Source organism: Ruegeria sp. CDSA241, assembly GCF_059611265.1.
In genome coordinates this window covers 102,439-117,740 of sequence record NZ_JBXWPF010000005.1, presented here as the reverse complement: position 1 = coordinate 117,740, position 15,302 = coordinate 102,439, and the positions used below count along the sequence as shown (strand labels likewise).

Annotated in this window: 23 protein-coding genes; all 23 read right to left on the bottom strand. The window is 57.4% G+C overall.

Going from position 1 to position 15,302, the window contains the following annotated elements; all coding sequences use genetic code 11:
- Positions 1-2: 2 nt before the first annotated feature.
- The gene (gene nuoK / locus AC2FJV_RS06345) at positions 3-308 is read right to left on the bottom strand and encodes an NADH-quinone oxidoreductase subunit NuoK (protein WP_050602759.1); all 306 of its coding nucleotides are present in this window, start codon (positions 306-308) and stop codon (positions 3-5) included.
- A gap of 4 nt (positions 309-312) precedes the next feature.
- Positions 313-705 (bottom strand): hypothetical protein, encoded by a 393-nt coding sequence (locus AC2FJV_RS06340; protein ID WP_496713070.1) that lies wholly within the window; start codon positions 703-705, stop codon positions 313-315.
- 92 nt (positions 706-797) lie between these two features.
- Positions 798-1,400 carry an NADH-quinone oxidoreductase subunit J gene (locus AC2FJV_RS06335; protein WP_281972815.1) on the bottom strand — a complete coding sequence of 201 codons (603 nt, stop codon included), beginning with the start codon at positions 1,398-1,400 and terminating at the stop codon, positions 798-800.
- Complete coding sequence (locus AC2FJV_RS06330; protein ID WP_142634878.1) at positions 1,397-1,807, bottom strand: carboxymuconolactone decarboxylase family protein; 411 nt, start codon at positions 1,805-1,807, stop codon at positions 1,397-1,399. The genes AC2FJV_RS06335 and AC2FJV_RS06330 overlap by 4 nt, the downstream gene beginning before the upstream one ends.
- Entirely contained in the window at positions 1,804-2,298 is a 495-nt protein-coding gene (nuoI, locus tag AC2FJV_RS06325) for an NADH-quinone oxidoreductase subunit NuoI (protein WP_496693923.1), read from the bottom strand. The genes AC2FJV_RS06330 and nuoI overlap by 4 nt, the downstream gene beginning before the upstream one ends.
- Before the next feature lies 1 nt (position 2,299).
- The gene (gene nuoH, locus AC2FJV_RS06320; protein ID WP_142634879.1) at positions 2,300-3,337 is read right to left on the bottom strand and encodes an NADH-quinone oxidoreductase subunit NuoH; all 1,038 of its coding nucleotides are present in this window, start codon (positions 3,335-3,337) and stop codon (positions 2,300-2,302) included.
- A gap of 204 nt (positions 3,338-3,541) precedes the next feature.
- Positions 3,542-5,563, bottom strand: coding sequence for an NADH-quinone oxidoreductase subunit NuoG (gene nuoG, locus AC2FJV_RS06315; RefSeq protein WP_496713068.1), 2,022 nt, complete (start codon positions 5,561-5,563; stop codon positions 3,542-3,544).
- An 8-nt stretch (positions 5,564-5,571) separates the two neighbouring features.
- On the bottom strand, positions 5,572-5,997 hold the full coding sequence (locus tag AC2FJV_RS06310) for a DUF5333 family protein (RefSeq protein ID WP_271950187.1): 426 nt from the start codon (positions 5,995-5,997) through the stop codon (positions 5,572-5,574).
- 20 nt (positions 5,998-6,017) lie between these two features.
- Positions 6,018-6,422 carry a DUF5333 domain-containing protein gene (locus tag AC2FJV_RS06305; protein ID WP_271950189.1) on the bottom strand — a complete coding sequence of 135 codons (405 nt, stop codon included), beginning with the start codon at positions 6,420-6,422 and terminating at the stop codon, positions 6,018-6,020.
- 98 nt (positions 6,423-6,520) lie between these two features.
- Positions 6,521-6,904 carry a hypothetical protein gene (locus AC2FJV_RS06300; protein ID WP_496713066.1) on the bottom strand — a complete coding sequence of 128 codons (384 nt, stop codon included), beginning with the start codon at positions 6,902-6,904 and terminating at the stop codon, positions 6,521-6,523.
- Positions 6,904-7,320, bottom strand: coding sequence for an MAPEG family protein (locus AC2FJV_RS06295; protein ID WP_142634887.1), 417 nt, complete (start codon positions 7,318-7,320; stop codon positions 6,904-6,906). The genes AC2FJV_RS06300 and AC2FJV_RS06295 overlap by 1 nt, the downstream gene beginning before the upstream one ends.
- Positions 7,321-7,325: 5 nt before the next feature.
- The gene (nuoF, locus tag AC2FJV_RS06290) at positions 7,326-8,624 is read right to left on the bottom strand and encodes an NADH-quinone oxidoreductase subunit NuoF (RefSeq protein ID WP_496689753.1); all 1,299 of its coding nucleotides are present in this window, start codon (positions 8,622-8,624) and stop codon (positions 7,326-7,328) included.
- Between the two features lie 12 nt (positions 8,625-8,636).
- On the bottom strand, positions 8,637-8,858 hold the full coding sequence (locus tag AC2FJV_RS06285) for a DUF5337 domain-containing protein (protein ID WP_271950193.1): 222 nt from the start codon (positions 8,856-8,858) through the stop codon (positions 8,637-8,639).
- A gap of 32 nt (positions 8,859-8,890) precedes the next feature.
- The gene (nuoE, locus tag AC2FJV_RS06280; protein WP_496713064.1) at positions 8,891-9,991 is read right to left on the bottom strand and encodes an NADH-quinone oxidoreductase subunit NuoE; all 1,101 of its coding nucleotides are present in this window, start codon (positions 9,989-9,991) and stop codon (positions 8,891-8,893) included.
- Positions 9,991-10,407, bottom strand: a complete 417-nt coding sequence (locus tag AC2FJV_RS06275; RefSeq protein WP_496693926.1) for a hypothetical protein — start codon at positions 10,405-10,407, stop codon at positions 9,991-9,993. The genes nuoE and AC2FJV_RS06275 overlap by 1 nt, the downstream gene beginning before the upstream one ends.
- Positions 10,404-11,627, bottom strand: coding sequence for an NADH-quinone oxidoreductase subunit D (locus tag AC2FJV_RS06270; protein ID WP_271950197.1), 1,224 nt, complete (start codon positions 11,625-11,627; stop codon positions 10,404-10,406). Before AC2FJV_RS06270 ends, AC2FJV_RS06275 begins: the two co-directional genes overlap by 4 nt.
- Positions 11,627-11,758, bottom strand: coding sequence for a hypothetical protein (locus tag AC2FJV_RS06265; RefSeq protein ID WP_271950199.1), 132 nt, complete (start codon positions 11,756-11,758; stop codon positions 11,627-11,629). The genes AC2FJV_RS06270 and AC2FJV_RS06265 overlap by 1 nt, the downstream gene beginning before the upstream one ends.
- Position 11,759: 1 nt before the next feature.
- A complete protein-coding gene (locus AC2FJV_RS06260; protein WP_170433422.1) occupies positions 11,760-11,933 on the bottom strand; it encodes a hypothetical protein in 174 nt (57 codons plus the stop codon).
- Positions 11,933-12,538 carry an NADH-quinone oxidoreductase subunit C gene (locus tag AC2FJV_RS06255; protein WP_271950203.1) on the bottom strand — a complete coding sequence of 202 codons (606 nt, stop codon included), beginning with the start codon at positions 12,536-12,538 and terminating at the stop codon, positions 11,933-11,935. Before AC2FJV_RS06255 ends, AC2FJV_RS06260 begins: the two co-directional genes overlap by 1 nt.
- Positions 12,539-12,548: 10 nt before the next feature.
- Positions 12,549-13,082 carry a NuoB/complex I 20 kDa subunit family protein gene (locus tag AC2FJV_RS06250; protein ID WP_037307875.1) on the bottom strand — a complete coding sequence of 178 codons (534 nt, stop codon included), beginning with the start codon at positions 13,080-13,082 and terminating at the stop codon, positions 12,549-12,551.
- Positions 13,073-13,438, bottom strand: coding sequence for an NADH-quinone oxidoreductase subunit A (locus tag AC2FJV_RS06245; RefSeq protein ID WP_142634899.1), 366 nt, complete (start codon positions 13,436-13,438; stop codon positions 13,073-13,075). Before AC2FJV_RS06245 ends, AC2FJV_RS06250 begins: the two co-directional genes overlap by 10 nt.
- 182 nt (positions 13,439-13,620) lie before the next feature.
- Positions 13,621-14,403, bottom strand: coding sequence for a crotonase/enoyl-CoA hydratase family protein (locus AC2FJV_RS06240; RefSeq protein WP_496689749.1), 783 nt, complete (start codon positions 14,401-14,403; stop codon positions 13,621-13,623).
- 3 nt (positions 14,404-14,406) lie between these two features.
- Positions 14,407-15,261 carry a hydroxymethylglutaryl-CoA lyase gene (locus tag AC2FJV_RS06235; RefSeq protein ID WP_496689748.1) on the bottom strand — a complete coding sequence of 285 codons (855 nt, stop codon included), beginning with the start codon at positions 15,259-15,261 and terminating at the stop codon, positions 14,407-14,409.
- Positions 15,262-15,302 lie beyond the last annotated feature (41 nt).

Genomic DNA, 15,302 nt, shown 5'->3' with positions numbered 1-15,302 from the left:
CCTTACCCCTTCATCATATTGACGTCTTCAACCGCGATCGAGCCGCGGTTGCGGAAGAAGCAGACCAGAATGGCCAGCCCGATCGCCGCCTCGGCCGCCGCCACGGTCAACACGAACAGCGTAAACACCTGCCCGACCAGATCGCCGAGGAAACTGGAGAACGCCACGAGGTTGATATTCACCGCCAGCAGCATCAGTTCGATGCTCATCAGCAGGATGATGACGTTCTTGCGGTTCAGGAAGAGACCGAAGATGCCGATGACGAACAGCGTCGCCGCGACCGTAAGATAGTGTTCAAGTCCGATCATCGTCTCATAGTCCCTCGAATTTCTCTTTCCCGTTACGGAGCTCTGGAAAAGCCGCCGCACAGGCGCAGTTTTCATTCGTTTCCGTGATTTCGCTGACGTCGAAGGCTTTCTGATCGAATGTCTTTTTCACCGAATCCCACGAATGGCTTGCACCACCTTTGGCCAGTTTTTGTAGGGTTTCACTTGCCTCGTCAGTTCGATCCAGAAGGGTATTGTCGTATTCCCTGTTGAGTTGCGTCACGACATTAAGTGTTTGCCCAGTCTCGCAAGCTGAAATTTTTAGGAATGTCGATTCCGTGCATCCCAATTCTTCGTCGCAAAGACCGCCGGCTTCGTAGAAAGCTACAACTCCGTCACCGATCACTTGGTGCTCAGTTGCAATCCAATGATGGGACAACAACGGCAGGCCATCGCACTCCGTTATTGGAAACGCGACTACTGACAAAGGCATACTTGCCACAGCAAAACCAGATATGATGGCACTGAACCTCACAACCCCTGCCCCGGTTTCACGTCCTTCAACTCCATCGCTTTGGCCGGGTCGCGCATCATCTGGCCGATGATGTCCTGACGCTTGATGTCCTGACGGTGGCGCAGCGTCAGCACGATGGCGCCGATCATGGCCACCAGCAGAATCAGGCCCGCCAGTTGGAACAGAAGGAAGTATTGGTCGTAAAGGATGACACCCAGTGCCTCGGTATTGTGACGATCCACCGGAACCGGCTGTGCCAGATTGGCGGAAGCACCCTGCGCGCTGTCCCAAGCCCCAAAGGCCATGACAAACTGCATCAGGATAACCAGACCGATCAGCAGGGCCAGCGGCATATAGCGCGCCATCTCGGCCTTGAGCTCAGCAAAATCCACGTCCAGCATCATCACGACGAACAGGAACAAAACCGCGACCGCGCCGACATAGACGATGATCAGCAGCATCGCCACGAACTCAGCCCCCAGCAGCACAAACAATCCTGCCGCGGACAGGAAGGACAGGATCAACCACAGCACGGAATGCACCGGCTGGCGGCTGATCACCGTGAACAGCCCGCCGGTGATGGCGCTGATGGCGAACAGATAGAAGGCAAAGACGGTCATTGATCCTCATCCTCGTTATCGCCCATGACCTCTTGCGCCAATTCCAGCGCGCGCGTCATGGCCGGGATGCCGGCAAAGACCGACATCTGACCGATCGTTTCCACGATCTCTTGTTTCTTGGCACCGGCTTCCACAGCGTGGCGCACGGTCTGACGCACCGCCGCATCCGCCTGCGCGCCCTGACAGGTCAGCCCGGCCAGTGTCAGCAACAGGCGCGTTTTGGCATCCAACCCGTCTTTGTTGACGGTGTTGCCGAACATCATCTCCATGACTTCTTTCGGCATGGTCGGCCATAGAGTTTCGAACCCTTTGGGCGAGAAGCTCTCCATCGCAGGGTTCATCGCCTTGGCCATGTCCTGCGCCTGCTTCATCATCAGCTCAAACGGATTTGTCGGGGCGTCAGTCATCGGTACGGCGCGTCCATTTCCAGATTGCGGGCGATCTCGGCTTCCCAGCGCTCACCGTTGTCGAGCAGTTTTTCCTTGTCGTAGAACAACTCTTCGCGGGTTTCCGTGGCGAATTCGAAATTCGGACCTTCGACGATGGCATCGACCGGGCAGGCCTCTTGGCAGAAACCGCAATAGATGCACTTGGTCATGTCGATGTCATAGCGCGTGGTACGGCGGCTGCCATCTTCGCGCGGTTCGGCGTCGATTGTAATGGCCTGTGCAGGGCAGATCGCCTCGCAGAGTTTGCAGGCAATACAGCGTTCTTCACCGTTGGGGTAACGACGCAGGGCGTGCTCACCGCGAAAACGCGGAGACAGAGGACCCTTTTCATGCGGGTAGTTCAGGGTGGCCTTCGCTGCGAAGAAATACTTCAGCCCCAACTTCATGCCGACCCAGAAATCCTGTAGAAGAAAATACTTGGCGGCACGGGTGTAGTCGATTTGGGTCATGTCAGCCTCCTACGCTCCAGCGAGCGAACGCGCCCCAGAACCAGTCGAATTTTGCCGCAAAGGCCACGAAGACTACCCAAGCCAGCGAGAAGGGCAGGAAGACTTTCCAACCCAGCCGCATCAGCTGGTCATAGCGGTAGCGCGGCGTGATCGCCTTGACCATTGCGAAGAGGAAGAAGAAGAACGCCATCTTAGCGACCATCCACAACACGCCGTCGGGCAGGCCCGGGATCGGGGACAGCCAGCCGCCGAAAAACAGCAGCGTGGTCAGCGCGCACATCAGGAAAATGGCGATATATTCGCCAGCCATGAACAACAGGAAAGGCGTGGCCGAGTATTCGACCTGATAGCCCGCGACCAGTTCGGATTCCGCCTCTGGCAGGTCAAACGGTGGGCGGTTGGTTTCGGCCAGCGCCGAGATGAAGAACAGGAAGACCATTGGGAAATGCGGCAACCAGTACCAGCTGAAGAACCCAAAGCGCCCGTCTTGCGCATGCACGATGTCACCGAAGTTCATCGACCCGGTCGACAGGATCACACCGATGATGATCAGACCAATCGAGACCTCGTAGGAAATCATCTGAGCGGCAGAGCGCAATGAGCCAAGGAAAGGGTACTTTGAGTTCGACGCCCACCCCCCCATGATCACGCCATAAACCTCCAACGAGGACACGGCGAAGACATACAGGATGGCGACATTTATATCCGACAGCACCCAGCCGTCGTTGAACGGAATCACGGCCCAGGCGATCATCGCCAGAACAAATGAGGTCAACGGCGCGAGGATAAAGACGGTGCGGTCTGCACCCGCTGGGATAACCACCTCTTTAACAACATATTTCAGCGCATCGGCCACCGATTGCAGCAGGCCATAGACGCCCACCACGTTGGGGCCACGGCGCATCTGAACCGCCGCCCAGATCTTCCGGTCTCCATAGACAAGGAACAACAGCGAGATCATCACAAAGGCCACAACGGCAAGCACTTGTGCCAGAATGATGAGGGCTATTCCGCCTGGGGTGTTAAAGAATTCAGCCATTGGTCCTCACACCGTGGGTATTCCGTTTTCCGCACGAAATGCTAAGGCCATGTGCCTGCGCAAAGTGCGTCTGGGTCGGCGCGTTGGTGTAAACAGCATCTGCAGCCTCTACGCCACCCTTTTTATTCCGTTTCATAGGCAAAACAGGGGCGAGCCCCTGTCCGACGAGCACAGGGTCGAAATGCGATATGACAGAGTTTCGGTTCATTCCGCCGCGATCTTTTCGCCTTTGCGTGCCTGCGTCTGCGCCGATAGCTCAGCCATCAACTGCGAGGCCCGTGCAATCGGGTTGCTCAGGTAGAAGTCCTTGACGGTGTGACGGAAGCTCGCCTTGCCCAGAGGGCCGAGCTTCAGCGCCTGAACCTCGTTTTCGATCACCTCGTCGATACTGGCCAGATGCGGCACCGCCTCGATCAGCGCGGTGCGCAGTTGCGCCAGCGAGTCATAAGGCAGCGTTGCACCCAGTTCGGCAGACAAAGCGCGCAGGATCGCCCAGTTTTCCTTCGCCTCACCTGGTGCAAACCCGGCACGCATCGCCAGTTGCGGGCGGCCTTCGGTGTTCACGAACAGGCCGTTTTCCTCGGTATAGGCTGCGCCCGGCAGGATCACGTCGGCGCGGTGCGCACCTCGATCGCCATGGCTGCCCTGATAGATGACAAAGGCGCCGTCGCCGATTTCAACTTCATCGGCACCGAGATTATAGATCACATCCGCCGCGCTGATTGTATCCATGCCACCTTCGTTGGTGGCATCGACATCCATAGAACCAACACGTGAGGCGGCTGTGTGCAGGACAATCAAACCGCTTTCGGTATTCGCCGCAATGGTTTGCGCAGCGGCCAAAACCGAAGCGCCATCCGCTTCCTGCAATGCACCCTGACCAATGATGACCAACGAGCGTTTGCCCTTGACCTCATCATCTCCGCCCATATCCACCACCTGCTGCAATGCCGCACGATCATCGCCGACATGGTGGTAATCATAGGTCAGATCGACTGCTGGGCCGACCACAGCAATCTCGGCCCCATGCGCCCAGGCTTTGCGAATGCGCGCGTTCAGCACCGGCGCCTCATCACGCGGGTTGGTTCCGATCAGCAGAATGCGCTCGGCGCTGTCGATATCTTCGATCGCAGCGGTCCCGGCATAGGCCGCGCGGTTGCCCGTTGGCAACTTGGCGCCATCGGTACGGCATTCGACAACCCCGCCCTGCCCTTCAATCATCTGCTTCAGAGCAAACGTAGCCTCGACCGGGGCCAAGTCGCCCACGATACCGGCGGGCTTTTCAGCCCCTTTCAACGCCTCGGCCGCTTTGGTCAACGCCTCGGGCCACGTCGCCGGGCGCAGCTTACCGTTTTCACGCAAGTATGGCTTGTCCAGCCGCTGACGACGCAGGCCGTCCCACACAAACCGCGTCTTATCACTGATCCATTCTTCGTTCACGCCATCATGATTGCGCGGCAAAAAGCGCATGACTTCGCGCCCTTTGGTATCCACACGAATGTTCGAACCCAATGCATCCATCACGTCGATGCTTTCGGTCTTGGTCAGTTCCCAAGGGCGCGCGGTAAAAGCATAGGGTTTCGAGGTCAGCGCCCCGACGGGGCACAAGTCGATGATATTACCTTGCAGATTCGAATCCAGCGTCTGGTTCAGATATGACGTGATCTCGGCGTCTTCGCCCCGCCCGGTTTGACCCATCTGAGTGATCCCGGCCACTTCGGTTGTAAAGCGCACGCAGCGGGTGCAACTGATGCAGCGGGTCATCGCGGTACCAACCAGCGGACCCAGATCCAGATCATCGACCGCGCGCTTGGCTTCCTTAAACCGCGTGCCCGACATACCATAAGCCATCGCCTGATCCTGCAGATCGCACTCGCCACCCTGATCGCAGATCGGGCAATCCAGCGGGTGGTTGATCAGCAAGAACTCCATCACTCCTTCGCGGGCTTTCTTGACCATGGGCGAGTTGGTTTTGACCACCGGTGCCTGTCCTTCCGGCCCCGGACGAAGATCGCGCACCTGCATGGCACAAGAGGCCGCAGGCTTGGGCGGCCCTCCAACAACTTCGACCAGACACATCCGGCAGTTCCCGGCAATCGACAGACGCTCGTGATAGCAAAAGCGCGGCACTTCGACCCCGGCCTGTTCGCAGGCCTGAATCAGGGTCATCGCACCATCGACTTCGATTTCCTGTCCGTCGATGTTAACTTTGCGGAGGTCAGACATGATTTAAACTACCCTTTCAGGAATGTGCCGATAGCAGATTTTTTGGCGATTTCGCTTCGCCCTGCCGAGCACATCGTATCTGGAACGCCAATCACGATGCCGTTTCCTTGGATATAGCGAATAGCGTCGTCCTGTATCCGCTTCCGCGGCAAATTTCTTTCGAGATAGACAAAATCACTTTCCCGATACCCCTTGGCTTCTAGGTCGTCAGCTACCGTTTTCATGCTTTGCCTGATCTGCGAACGATTGAGCGACAAATTCGGACAACCGCCTGCAATCTGCTCTGCCATAGCGTTGGCAAAGGCCACATCATAGAGGCTCTGCGGAACCTGTGTACGAAACTGAGCGCGAGATGTGTCAGCGTCCAAAGCTTGGCTGGATGTTGACTCGCATCCAGCTAAGACCAAAAGCAAAACACCAGCAAAGCCCGTCATCAAAGCTCTGAAACCCATACTCAATTCGCCCTCAAATACACGCCGATGGCGCTGTTTCTTTCAATTTCCGCGCGACCAAGCGTACAGAAGGAATTCGGCCGGTCATACGACACGCCATTTTGGGCCAGATAGGCCTCGCCCTTGGCGCGCATTCGGTCTTTTTCTGCATCCGAATCGACATAAGAACGGATTTCACTGTCGGAATAGCCCAACTGGTTCGCTTTCGACCGCAAGCCCCACATCACACCAATCGCCTTCATACGCCGTCCGCTGATGGAGGGGCAGTATTCCGAAATTTCGTTCGCGATTGCGATGTAATAGAGTTCGTTGTCGATCTCTTTGACTTCGCGCAAGGGAGGTTTAGCCAAAGCAACCGCAGGCAGTGTCAGCGCCGTTGCAACGGCAAGCATTTTGATACCAGACATGACAAATCCTTTCGTCTTGGAAAGACCAAGACGACGGAGGCCAGCATTGCTATGCAATAGCAATGGGCCTGTCACGGCGTGATATGCAAAAACCCGCTTCATGGACGGCGGCAGCTCCCGGCAAAGGTTAGTCTGTCATCGTTGATCTGAAGGTTTTGTGGTTCGGTATCCGGCCCGACCTTCCAGTCGATCCTGGAGGATCCGAAATTCGCGATGCAAAACTTAGTGCCCTCATAACGGCCAGCCTCGCGCGCACCATCCAATGAGGCAGATACTCCTTTGATCACAACGGTGAAATCCGAAGGAGACGCTTTTTTGTTGATGTGCTTTGCTTTGGCTCTGAACGACTTGCCATCGAATAGAATACGATCTTCCGAAGGCTTAATCAGCCCGCAGGCCGAAACCGCCACCAGCAGTAAAACTGCGCCGATGAGGGAACCATTCTTGGTTCTGGTCACAAGATCAACAGTTCGTTCAATCATTAAAACGCCGCCACCAATGCCATGATCCCCATCACGAACATGCAAAGCCAGGCAACCACGTAAAGAACCGAGCGCAAGCCAGAGTTCGGCTTACCCAGTCCACGCAGATGAACAAACAGCATTGCCAGACGCGAAACCAGTGCCACGGAGGCGAGCAAGTTTACCCAAAACGGGCTGACCCCCAACAAAATTGCCGCTATCGTCACAGCCGCAAAAGCAGGAAGCGTTTCAGTGCCGTTCAGATAGGCACGGTTCAACCGATAGGCCCTGTCTGAATAATCTTGCTCGGGCGTGGCGCCTGGCGCCAGCCCCTTACCCTGTTTGGCCATTGCCGAAAATGGGGCTAGGAACAGGACGACGAGGGTGAAGATCATCACCGATGCAAGTGCATGGCCATAGTCCGAAAATACTTCCATTTGAATCACTCCGCTGCCATCGCACCCGTGCGGCCCGATTTCTGGGCCTTGATGCGGTCTTCGATTTCTTCCCGGAAATTGCGGATCAGGCCCTGGATTGGCCAGGCTGCCGCATCACCGAGGGCACAGATCGTGTGGCCTTCCACCTGTTTGGTCACGTCAAACAGCATGTCGATCTCTTCCAACTCGGCCTCACCGCGCACAAGGCGGTCCATGACGCGCATCATCCATCCGGTGCCTTCGCGACACGGCGTGCACTGACCGCAGCTTTCATGTTTGTAAAACTTCGACAATCGCCAGATCGCTTTGATTATATCTGTGGATTTATCCATCACGATCACCGCAGCCGTACCCAGGCCCGAGCCCAGATCGTTGCGCAGGTGGTCAAAGTCCATAATCGCGTCGCGCATATTCTCACCGCGCACACAGGGCACCGACGAACCACCCGGAATAACCGCCAGCAAATTGTCCCAGCCGCCGCGAATGCCGCCGCAATGGGTTTCGATCAGCTGTTCAAACGGGATCGACATTGCCTCTTCGACCACACAGGGGTTGTTCACATGGCCCGAGATCGCAAACAGCTTGGTGCCTGCATTGTTCTGACGGCCAAAGCCTGCGAACCAGTCGGCCCCGCGACGCAAGATCGTCGGCACTACCGCAATGGATTCCACATTGTTCACCGTGGTCGGGCACCCATACAGACCTGCGCCCGCCGGGAACGGTGGCTTCATCCGCGGCATGCCCTTTTTGCCCTCAAGGCTTTCGATCAGGGCAGTTTCTTCACCACAGATATAGGCGCCCGCCCCGTGATGCAGAAACAAGTCGAAATCCCAGCCTGACCCAGCGGCGTTCTTGCCCAACAAACCGGCGTCATAGGCTTCGTCAATCGCGGCCTGCAGCGCCTCACGCTCGCGGATGTATTCCCCGCGCAGGTAGATATAGCAAGTATGCGCATTCATCGCGAAAGAGGCTATCAGGCAGCCTTCGATCAGCGTATGCGGATCGTGGCGCATGATTTCACGGTCTTTGCAGGTGCCAGGCTCGGATTCATCCGCGTTCACCACCAGATAGGACGGGCGACCGTCACTTTCCTTGGGCATGAAGGACCACTTCAGACCGGTTGGAAAACCCGCGCCGCCCCGGCCGCGCAGCCCTGAATCCTTCATCGTCTGGATGATCCAGTCGCGCCCGTTGCCGATCAGGCCAGCAGTGCCGTCCCAATGCCCCCGGGTCTGTGCACCGCGCAAAGTACGCTCGTGCATCCCGTAGATGTTGGTAAAGATCCTGTCCTGATCCTTCAGCATCATGTATTACCTTCAGCTGTCCTGACGCATGCGCCAGAGTTGAAATATGTTGACGCCCGCATAGATGAAACCGGCCAGCGCGGCAAAATCAAACAACAGCGCATAGCGTCCCGGCAGTTCCATCGCAGGGCCAATGAACATCGTCATGGCAAGCCAGATCAGCATGGTCACGGCGATGACCACCCCGATATGTCGACCCTTGCGGGCCATGGCCTGTTCCTTGTCCTTGTCCATCTTGTCCTAAATGCCCAGAGCGGGCACACATCCTAGTCTTCGTATGTACCGTCGTCCTTGGCCCGCTTGGCGAACTCGGTTTCTTCACCCGCCGCCAGCTTGGTGGCCTGATCAATCCAGCCGTCTCTCTCGATCCGGCCTTTGAACTTCAGCCGCGCATCAACCCAGGCAACCTGCTCAGGCGTCCATTTGGCGATCTGATCATAATGATAGAAGCCCAGCTCGTTCAGCGTCTTCTCAAGCTTAGGCCCGACACCTTTAAGCAGCTTCAGATCGTCCGACTTGCCGTCCCGCGCACCCGAAAGCGTATCGGGCTGGTCTTCTTTGACCGCCTTCGCTTCAGCCGCTTGTTTCACCGCAGGTTTGGCAGGTGCGGGGGCCTTGGGAGGTTTCGGAGCAGCCTTTGTCGCCGCTGCCTTGCCATCCTTGCCCAGCCATGGCGTAAGGATCGGAACCTCGGTCCCGTCGATGCGTTTGACGGTATCCCCCAGATCAGTCGCCAACTGAACGCTGGCATTATACTGGGTTCGGCCGCTGTCATATTCGGACAGGCTGGTCAGCCCCTTCAGAGGCTCTGCCGCATAGCGCCCGTTCTGAGGGCCCGGTGTCGGCACTTTGCCAGCGGCCAGATCGTCGATGATCTTGCCAAAACCCTCAGCGGTCAGGTCTTCGTAATAGTCCTTGCCGATCTGCGCCATCGGCGCGTTGGTGCAAGAGCCCAGGCATTCGACCTCTTCCCAACTCAGCTTGCCATCGGCGGACAAAGCATGCGGCTTGGCGGCGATCTTGTCCTTGCAGACCGCAATCAAATCCTCGGCCCCGCAGATCATGCAAGAGGTAGTCCCGCAGACCTGAATATGCGCCACCGAGCCAACCGGCTGCAGCTGAAACATGAAGTAGAACGAGGCAACTTCGAGCACGCGGATATAGGCCATGCCCAGCATGTCAGCGACAGATTCAATCGCCGGACGGCTCAGCCAGCCCTCTTGTTCTTGCGCGCGCCATAGCAGAGGGATCACCGCGCTGGCCTGACGGCCCTCGGGATACTTGGTGATCTGCGCTTCGGCCCATTGCTGGTTGGCAGCGGTGAAGGCAAAGCTTTCGGGTTGTTCTGGATGAAGGCGGCGGAGCATTAAGCACATTCCCCATTTTCTGCCAATCCAAGTTTCCATAAATTTGGATCATTTGAATTATTGGACGAGATCACTTTGGCGTCCACTAGATCAAAAATGGCCCACAAAAATGGCTCTTGTCCGGCGGGACAGTTCTCAACGCCTGACCCCGCCAACAATCTAGAATACACCATGCAGCTTTCTGATGAGCTAAGTTTGCTCAACACATAGTTCGAAGCGCGCTCTTCAAGCGATCTGTAGTGCTCGAACACCTCCGGAAACTCGTCAACCGGATAACAACCTTTCGTTGCCCTACAGTCGGCTACTTTCTCCAGAATGTCTGGGGATAGAAAGAGGCAAAAATCACTCAAAGGCGCCGCCGATACCGCATGGCCCATAGGAAGGATAGCTAAGGTAAACGCTAAGAGCTTCTTCACCGATCAATCTCCCCGAACACAACGTCCATGGTGCCGATGATGGCTGCGACGTCGGCCAGTTGGTGGCCTCCGGCGATGTGATCCATGGCTTGCAGGTGCAGGAAGCCCGGCGCGCGCAGTTTGGCCCTGTAAGGCTTGTTGGTGCCATCGGCGACCAGATAGACGCCGAATTCGCCCTTCGGGGCCTCGACGGCGGCATAGACCTCGCCCGCGGGCACGTGGAAGCCTTCGGTATACAGCTTGAAGTGATGGATCAGGCTTTCCATCGAGGTTTTCATATCCGAGCGTTTGGGCGGGGTGATCTTGCCGCGGGCCAGCACATCTCCGGGGCATTCGCGGATTTTGGCGATGGCCTGACGGATGATCAGCAAGGACTGGCGCATCTCTTCCATGCGGCAGAGATAGCGGTCATAGCAGTCGCCGTTCTTGCCGACCGGAATCTGGAACTCGAATTCGTCATAGCATTCATAGGGCTGCGCGCGGCGCAAATCCCAGGCCAGCCCCGATCCGCGTACCATGACACCCGAGAAACCGTATTTCTGGATGTCATCCTCGGTCACCACGCCAATATCGGCGTTGCGCTGTTTGAAGATGCGGTTTTCGGTCAGCAGACCATCAATGTCGTCGAGAATGGTGGGGAATTCGTGGCTCCACGCCTCGATATCGTCCAGCAGTTCCGGCGGCAGGTCCTGATGCACACCGCCGGGGCGGAAATAGGCCGCGTGCAGGCGGGCACCACAGGCGCGTTCATAGAACACCATCAGCTTTTCGCGCTCTTCAAACCCCCAGAGCGGCGGGGTCAGCGCCCCCACATCCATCGCCTGCGTGGTCACGTTCAGCAAGTGGTTCAGGATGCGCCCGATCTCGGAATACAGCACCCGGATCAGAGAACCTCGGCGCGGCACCTCAACTCCGGTCAGCTTTTCAATGGCCAGACACCAGGCATGTTCCTGGTTCATCGGCGCAACGTAGTCGAGACGATCGAAATACGGCAGGTTCTGCAGATACGTCCGGCTTTCCATCAGCTTTTCGGTGCCACGGTGCAACAAACCGATATGCGGGTCGCAACGCTCAACAATCTCGCCATCCAGCTCAAGCACAAGCCGCAAAACCCCGTGCGCCGCAGGGTGTTGCGGGCCAAAGTTAATGTTGAAATTGCGGATCTTCTGTTCTCCGCTCAGCGCGTCCGTGCTGCCGTCATCATATCTTGAGCCGTCCATCAACGCCCCCGCTTATTCTTTTTTGCATCAGCCCGAACCCGGACCTTTTCGGCCTCGGCCGCCTTGGCTGCAGCCCCCGCCAGAAGGACCCCCAGCGCACCCAGCACGATCAGTTCCCCCAGCATCATCATCTCAGCGGCGCTCCAGCTCTTGCAGTTTCAGCCCGACCCACCACAGCAACGCGATCGTGCCAAAGGGGATCAGACAGAGCAGGCACCAGTATTTGTTAATCCCGAAGAACGGCAAAATCTTCACCATCGGGATGATGGTCAGTGCAGATAGGATCAGCCACCAAATGCCACCCATTATTCGCTCTCCTGTTTCTCATCGCCGGGCAGGATGTAATTCGCACCCTCCCACGGAGACATGAAATCAAACTGACGGTATTCCTGCACCAGATTGACCGGCTCATAGACCACACGCTTTTGCGCCTCGTCATAACGGACCTCGGTATAACCGGTGGTCGGGAAATCCTTGCGCAGCGGATAGCCACGAAAGCCATAGTCGGTCAGGATTCGCCGCAGATCAGGATGGCCCGAGAAAAGGATGCCGAACATATCGAACACCTCGCGCTCGAACCAGTTGGCCGAAGGGTGAACGTCGACAATCGACGGCACCATGTCATCCTCACGGATCGACACGCGCAGGCGGATACGCTGGTTCTGGTACATCGACAGGAAGTGATAGACCACATCGAACCGCTTGGCCCGCTCGGGATAGTCAACGGCTGTGATGTCCACCAGGGTCGAGAACTTGCAACTGGCATCGCCCTTCAGAAATTCGATAAATTCCACAAGGTTCGACGGGGCCACGTCCACGTTCAACTCATCATGGGTGACATCCCAGGACAGAACGCAATCGGTCCGTTTGAGTTCCAGCTGCGCGCCGAGTTCTTTGAGTGCTTCGCTCATTGCCCTCTCCTCAGCGTACAATGGTGCCGGTGCGGCGGATTTTGCGCTGCAGCTGCATCAGACCATACAACAGCGCCTCAGCCGTCGGAGGGCAACCGGGCACGTAGATATCGACCGGCACAATGCGGTCACAGCCGCGCACAACAGAATAGGAATAATGGTAATACCCGCCGCCGTTGGCGCAGGATCCCATCGAGATCACATAGCGCGGCTCGGGCATCTGGTCATAGACCTTACGCAGCGCAGGCGCCATTTTGTTGGTAAGCGTTCCGGCCACAATCATCACATCCGACTGACGTGGGGACGCGCGTGGCGCGATACCAAACCGTTCTGCATCATAACGCGGCATCGAGGTATGCATCATCTCAACTGCGCAACAGGCCAGCCCGAAGGTCATCCAGTGCAACGACCCGGTGCGCGCCCAATTGATGATATCCTCGGTCGAAGTTAGCAGGAACCCTTTGTCCTGCAGCTCGGCATTCAGGGCCTGGGTGGCGACTTCTTTATCGACGCCAGCGGTGTTTGCACCCGTCATCACTCCCATTCCAGGGCCCCTTTCTTCCATTCATAGGCAAAGCCGATGGTCAGAACGCCCAGGAATACTATCATGGACCAGAAGCCCACATCGCTGATGTCCTTGAAACCGACGGCCCAGGGAAACAGAAACGCGATTTCCAGATCGAAGATGATGAAGAGAATCGAAACCAGGTAAAACCGGACGTCGAATTTCATGCGCGCATCGTCGAAGGCGTTGAACCCGCACTCGTATGCGCTGACCTTTTCCGGGTCGGGATTGCGGACGGCCAGCACCACAGCGGCAAGAATCAGGACGATTCCAAGGCCCGCAGCGACGACCAGAAACACCAGGATCGGGAGGTACTCCCGCAGCAGGTCTTCCACGAATAGCTCCTTTCCTGCGCGTGCCCCGTAGGGGAGCGCCGTCAATTAGCGTGTTGACTGGACATTCTCTATCCGCGCGGGGTCAGAGGGTCAACCAAACACAACCGCATGGCACCCTAATATTCCGTTTCATTCCAGCCGAACTTCGATCCGTGAAACGCCCAGACCGACAGAACGTAAACCTAACTATTCCATACAGGTTTTCGCTTGTCGAAGAATGCGCTGATTCCCTCATGCGCCTCGTCAGTTTCCCAGCGCGCAACCAGCGCCCGGATCGTTTGGTCGATAACGGGATCGTCAACACGCGGCCCCAGACTATGGACCAAGGCCTTGGCCGAGGCCACCGCACCAGGCGCACATGACAAATAGGGTTCAACCTCGGCCTCGACAGCGTCCGCCAGATCTTCTGCTGAGACCGTTTTGGCCAACAGGCCCAAATCGACGGCCTCGGCCGCGTCAAACAATCGGGCCGACATAAAGACCCGCCGCGCACGTGCCGCCCCCATCCGAGCGACAACATAGGGGCCGATGGTGGCCGGGATCAGACCCAGTCGCGTCTCGGTCAGGCCCATTTTGAGGGTCTCGACACCTACTGCCACGTCGCAGACAGCGGCAAGGCCCACGCCGCCACCGAAGGCGTTGCCCTGTAACGCTCCGATCAGCGGTTTGGGCATCACGTTCAACGCCTGCAACATCTCGGCCAGTTTGCGTGCTTCGACAAAGCGTGTCTGAGGATCCGCTGCCATCTGGTCCTGCATCCAGCCCAGATCCCCACCGGCACAAAAGCTTTTGCCTGCTCCGGTCAGAACGACGACGCGCACAGTTCCATCGCTGCCCAACTGTACTGCCGCTTGTGTCAGTTCCCGGATCATCTGCGCGGACATCGCATTATGCTTTTCCGGGCGGTTCAGCGTCAGGGTTGCAACGCCACGTGGATCAACCGTGACCGAGATCGTTTCAAACATCGCCTACTCCGCCCTCATGGCCAGTGCCATTTGTGCCGCTTGTTCCACGATCCCCAGATCAAGTCCCGTTTCATATCCAAGACGCTCTAAATGCGCGACCACGGCTTCGGTGGCCACGTTCCCTGCGGCGCCGGGTGCATAGGGGCAACCGCCCAGCCCCCCGACTGCTGAGTCAAATGTCCGCACGCCCAGCGTCAATGCAGCGTCGATATTGTCGATGGCCCGACCATTGGTGTCGTGGAAATGTCCCGCCAAGCGGGTAACAGGCACCGTCTCACGCACCGCCAGAAGCATATGGGCGATAGTGTCCGGTGTTCCCTGCCCGATCGTATCTCCCAGCGATACCTCATAGCAACCCAGCGCAAATAGTGTGTCCGCAATCTCGGCCACCTTCTCGGGTGGGGTCGGACCATCATAGGGGCAGTCGGTCACGCAGGACACGTAACCGCGCACTGGCAGGTCAATATGGCGCGCAGCCTCTAGGATCGGTTTGAACCTCTCAATGGATTCGGCGATGGTCGCGTTGAGATTGGCCTTCGAGAACCCTTCCGAGGCAGACGCGAATACGGCAATCTCATCCGCTTTGGCAGACAAGGCGTCCTCGTACCCGCGCATATTTGGCGTCAGCGCCGCATAGCGCACCTTACCAACCCGCTGGATCCCGGCCAGAACATCGGCACTGCCAGCCATCTGGGGCACCCATTTCGGAGACACAAAACTGGCAACTTCGATCCGATTGAAGCCCGCCTTGCTCAGGCAATCGATCAGAGCGACCTTCTCGGCAACAGGAATTTCCCGCTGTTCGTTCTGCAGCCCATCACGTGGCCCTACTTCAAAAATGTCGACCCGTTCACCCATAGCTTTCGCCTCCCGTTATGCCGTGTTGTCCCGACTGTGCC

What these genes read in the sequence shown, in the direction of transcription:
- nuoK (WP_050602759.1), bottom strand. Translation starts at nt 308, where the DNA reads ATGATCGGACTTGAACACTATCTTACGGTCGCGGCGACGCTGTTCGTC.
- AC2FJV_RS06335 (WP_281972815.1), bottom strand. Translation starts at nt 1,400, where the DNA reads ATGACCGTCTTTGCCTTCTATCTGTTCGCCATCAGCGCCATCACCGGC.
- AC2FJV_RS06330 (WP_142634878.1), bottom strand. Translation starts at nt 1,807, where the DNA reads ATGACTGACGCCCCGACAAATCCGTTTGAGCTGATGATGAAGCAGGCG.
- nuoI (WP_496693923.1), bottom strand. Translation starts at nt 2,298, where the DNA reads ATGACCCAAATCGACTACACCCGTGCCGCCAAGTATTTTCTTCTACAG.
- nuoH (WP_142634879.1), bottom strand. Translation starts at nt 3,337, where the DNA reads ATGGCTGAATTCTTTAACACCCCAGGCGGAATAGCCCTCATCATTCTG.
- nuoG (WP_496713068.1), bottom strand. Translation starts at nt 5,563, where the DNA reads ATGTCTGACCTCCGCAAAGTTAACATCGACGGACAGGAAATCGAAGTC.
- AC2FJV_RS06310 (WP_271950187.1), bottom strand. Translation starts at nt 5,997, where the DNA reads ATGACGGGCTTTGCTGGTGTTTTGCTTTTGGTCTTAGCTGGATGCGAG.
- AC2FJV_RS06305 (WP_271950189.1), bottom strand. Translation starts at nt 6,422, where the DNA reads ATGTCTGGTATCAAAATGCTTGCCGTTGCAACGGCGCTGACACTGCCT.
- AC2FJV_RS06300 (WP_496713066.1), bottom strand. Translation starts at nt 6,904, where the DNA reads ATGATTGAACGAACTGTTGATCTTGTGACCAGAACCAAGAATGGTTCC.
- AC2FJV_RS06295 (WP_142634887.1), bottom strand. Translation starts at nt 7,320, where the DNA reads ATGGAAGTATTTTCGGACTATGGCCATGCACTTGCATCGGTGATGATC.
- nuoF (WP_496689753.1), bottom strand. Translation starts at nt 8,624, where the DNA reads ATGCTGAAGGATCAGGACAGGATCTTTACCAACATCTACGGGATGCAC.
- AC2FJV_RS06285 (WP_271950193.1), bottom strand. Translation starts at nt 8,858, where the DNA reads ATGGACAAGGACAAGGAACAGGCCATGGCCCGCAAGGGTCGACATATC.
- nuoE (WP_496713064.1), bottom strand. Translation starts at nt 9,991, where the DNA reads ATGCTCCGCCGCCTTCATCCAGAACAACCCGAAAGCTTTGCCTTCACC.
- AC2FJV_RS06270 (WP_271950197.1), bottom strand. Translation starts at nt 11,627, where the DNA reads ATGGACGGCTCAAGATATGATGACGGCAGCACGGACGCGCTGAGCGGA.
- AC2FJV_RS06265 (WP_271950199.1), bottom strand. Translation starts at nt 11,758, where the DNA reads ATGATGATGCTGGGGGAACTGATCGTGCTGGGTGCGCTGGGGGTCCTT.
- AC2FJV_RS06260 (WP_170433422.1), bottom strand. Translation starts at nt 11,933, where the DNA reads ATGGGTGGCATTTGGTGGCTGATCCTATCTGCACTGACCATCATCCCG.
- AC2FJV_RS06255 (WP_271950203.1), bottom strand. Translation starts at nt 12,538, where the DNA reads ATGAGCGAAGCACTCAAAGAACTCGGCGCGCAGCTGGAACTCAAACGG.
- AC2FJV_RS06250 (WP_037307875.1), bottom strand. Translation starts at nt 13,082, where the DNA reads ATGGGAGTGATGACGGGTGCAAACACCGCTGGCGTCGATAAAGAAGTC.
- AC2FJV_RS06240 (WP_496689749.1), bottom strand. Translation starts at nt 14,403, where the DNA reads ATGTTTGAAACGATCTCGGTCACGGTTGATCCACGTGGCGTTGCAACC.
- AC2FJV_RS06235 (WP_496689748.1), bottom strand. Translation starts at nt 15,261, where the DNA reads ATGGGTGAACGGGTCGACATTTTTGAAGTAGGGCCACGTGATGGGCTG.